We start from the raw sequence: 3,580 nt of genomic DNA, 5'->3' as shown, positions 1-3,580 counted from the left end.
GGAAATCATCGACGAGGGCGTCTCCGCCGGGCTCCAGGAACTGCTCGACGACGAGGCGCTTGCCAGTGAAGCCCTCGCGCCCACCGACCTGGAGGAGCTGTGCCGCCAGATGGAGGACGCGAAGGCCAAGCGCCTCCAGCCTCACTTCATCCGCGACGCCTTCCTCGAAGCCTTCGACCGCGCGGGCGGTCGTATCGAGCGGCGCGAGAAGGGCCGCTACGAGATCACGCGGGTGCCGCAGCGCATCATCGACACAGCACGCAGACTCAACCGGTGGGCCCCCGTGCCGGATCGGTACGAACGAGTCACGTTCGAGACCGCACACGTTCGCCCTGAGAATCAGACACAGGCGGCGCTCCTCGCCCCCGGCCACCCGCTGCTGCAAGCGGTCATCGAACTCACCATCGAAGACCTGGGGTCGGTCCTCAAACGCGGAACGGTGTTCGTCGACCGTCGCGAACAGCAATCCGAGCACACTGCGCTGCTGTACGCCGTCGAACAGCGCATCCAGAACGCCACAACCGACGCCGACACCGTGTCGCACCACTTCGACTACCCCGTCCTCGACGCCGCGGGCGCAGTCACCCTCGCCGCGGCCCCGCCCTACCTCGACTACGACGCACCACACGCCGGCGAGGCTGCGGCAATCGCTGAGATCCTCGAGGACGAGTGGGCGAAGAGCGACCATGAACGCTCCATGCGCGCGTGGGCGTATAGAGACGGACTCGCACCCCGCATGGACGAACTGGCCGCGCGCATCGCCGTGGATGTCGAACGCACCCGGGTTCAGGTCGAGGAACGACTCCTCGCCGAGATCAACCACTGGGACCGCGAACACAATCGCCTCGAAGCACTCGAGCGCACCGGCACCATCGGCCGCATCCGCGCCGATGTCGCGCTCCAGCGGGCACGCCAACTCGATGAACGGCTCGACAAACGGCTCCGCGCGCTCGACGAAAGCACGCAACTCGTCGCACTTCCCGCGGTCGTCCGCGGATCAGCACTCGTCGTGCCGAGCCAACGACTGTCGACTGGCGATGAGGATGCCGCGCCCCAGACCTTCGCGCGCAACACCGAGCTCGTCGAACGCCGAGCAGTCGAGGCCGTTCTCGCCAGCGAACGCGCACTCGGCCGCACGCCACACGAGATGCCCAGGAACAACCCCGGATACGACATCCAATCTTTCGATGCCGACGGACGCATCCACTACATCGAGGTGAAGGGGCGGATCGAGGGGTCCGACACCTTCACCATCACCACGAACGAGATCACGTTTGCTCAAACGCAGGGCGACCGTCACCGCCTCGCACTCGTCCTCGTGTCGCCGGACGGCGAGAAGCGGGACCGACTTCGCTACGTGCTCGACGCGTTTATCCACATCGAGCCGTCGGCGACCACCCGCTCCTACAACGAGGAGTGGCGCGACTACTGGGATCGCGGAGGTCCACCGCGATGACTGACCCGATCGAGACGACCAACCCGCCCACGAGAGACGTACAAGTGAACGCGACACCCAAGAAGAAGCTCATCGAGACGTCTCTGCCGCTCGAAGCCATCAACGCCGAGGCATCGCGAGAGAAGTCCATCCGGCATGGGCATCCTTCGACCCTGCACCTGTACTGGGCGCGTCGGCCGCTTGCGGCAGCGCGCGCGGTTCTGTTCGCACAGCTTGTGGATGACCCGGCCTCCCGGCCCGAGGAGTTCCCAACCGTTGAGGAGCAAGATGCCGAGCGCGCTCGTCTTCACCGGCTTCTCGAGCAGTTGGTCATCTGGGAGAACAGCAATGACGAGACGCTGCTGAGTCAGGCCCGTGCCGAGATCCGCAAGAGCAACAATGGGCACCTGCCAGCGGTCCTCGATCCGTTCGCCGGCGGCGGGGCCATCCCATTGGAAGCGCAGCGGCTCGGACTCGAGGCGCACGCCAGCGACCTCAACCCGCTCGCGGTGCTCATCAATAAGGCACTCATCGAGATCCCCCCGACGTTTACAGATCGCGAACCCGCCTACCCCGGCGCCGCCCAGACGCGGGTTACATGGGCGCGGGCAGAGGGACTTGCTGAAGATATCCAGCGCTATGGCGCTTGGATGCGCGAGGAAGCACTCATCCGCATTGGCAGCTTGTACCCTCCGGTCGTATCACCCGACGGGGTTGAGCACACGGTGATCGCCTGGATCTGGGCACGAACAGTCAAGAGCCCCAATCCCGCAAATCCCGTGGAGGTGCCGCTCGTTCGGTCGTGGTGGCTCAACAAGAAGAAGGGCAAAGAGGCCTGGATCGAAGCCTCCGTCGCGAACGGGGAGGTTCGGTACACGGTCCGGCACGACGCCAACGGACCGGTCGGCAACGACGACGGAACTGTGGCTGGAGGGAACGGTCGCGCAGTAGGCGATGGGACAGTGATTCCCAACGCATACATTCGCGCCGAAGCCCAAGCGCAGCGTCTTGGAGCGCATCTCATGGCGATCGTCGCGGAAGGGAACCGAAGCCGGCTCTACTTCAGCGGCGACGAGTCGCATCAAGCTGCAGCGGTGGTCGACCGACCACTTGACGTGCCAAATCAGGAGGTCCCCACCCGGAACCACGACGTCGATCGCATGCCGATGTACGGGATGCCCACCTGGGCCGACGCGTTCACAAATCGCCAGCTCGTCGCTCTCACGACATTGAGCGATCTCGTTGGCGAGGTACGCGAGAGAGTGTTCGCCGACGCCACCGAGCGCGGCATTGCGACAGGCGACCGGCTCGAGGACGGTGGTCAAGACGCTGCGGCATACGCAGACGCCATTGCGACGTACCTCGCACTTGCGGTCGGCCGCCAGACCGACCGCCTTTCATCGCTCGCTAGCTGGCAGTCCCAGGGCGAGAAGGTGCGTAACGTCTTCGGCCGCCAGGCAATCCCCATGGTGTGGGACTACGCCGAGGTGAATCCGTTCTCGGACTCATCCGGCGGATTCGCTGGAAACGTCGAGTGGGTGGCGAAGGCAGTGGCGCACACGCCCGCAAGTCCGCCTGCCGAGGTCGTTCAGGCCGATGCAGCTGCGCGTACGTACGAGGGCCTCGCCATTTCGACCGACCCGCCGTACTACGACAACATCGGATACTCCGATCTGTCCGACTACTTCTACGTGTGGCTGCGACGTTCGCTGTTGCAAATCCAATCGAAGACTGTCAGCACGATGCTCACGCCGAAGGCCGAGGAGCTTGTCGCAAACCCGTACAGGCATAACGGGAAGGCCGGTGCTGAAGCGTTCTTCGTAGACGGCTTCAACTCGGTCTTTACGAGGATCCGCCGCGAGGCCAACCCGGACATTCCGTTGACCGTCTACTACGCGTACAAGCAGCAGGACACCCGCGACGCCGGAACATCTTCGACCGGGTGGCACACGCTGCTCGGTGGGTTGATCGACGCAGGATGGGAGATCACGGCGACTTGGCCGATGCGTAGTGAGAGAGGGGGACGTCTCATCAGCGTTGGGACCAACGCGCTCGCTTCGTCAATCGTTCTCGCTTGTCGCCCTCGACGCGAAGATGCGCCCTCGACGACCCGTCGGGCGCTGTCCGCCGCGCTGCGCGCCGAAC

Annotated in this window: 2 protein-coding genes; both read left to right on the top strand. The window is 64.8% G+C overall.

Annotation, left to right across the window (positions count from 1 at the left end; all coding sequences use genetic code 11):
• On the top strand, positions 1-1,456 hold a 1,456-nt coding region (locus tag Q1V87_RS14455), incomplete at its 5' end, for a DUF3883 domain-containing protein (RefSeq protein WP_300594351.1).
• Positions 1,453-3,580, top strand: a 2,128-nt coding sequence (locus Q1V87_RS14450; protein ID WP_300594349.1) for a DUF1156 domain-containing protein, incomplete at its 3' end; no start/stop codon positions are given. The genes Q1V87_RS14455 and Q1V87_RS14450, both read left to right, overlap by 4 nt.

It is taken from the genome of Microbacterium sp., assembly GCF_030149085.1.
GTDB lineage: Bacteria > Actinomycetota > Actinomycetes > Actinomycetales > Microbacteriaceae > Microbacterium.
The sequence above is the reverse complement of the archived record's forward strand: the minus strand, read 5'-3'. Positions and strand labels throughout refer to the sequence as shown.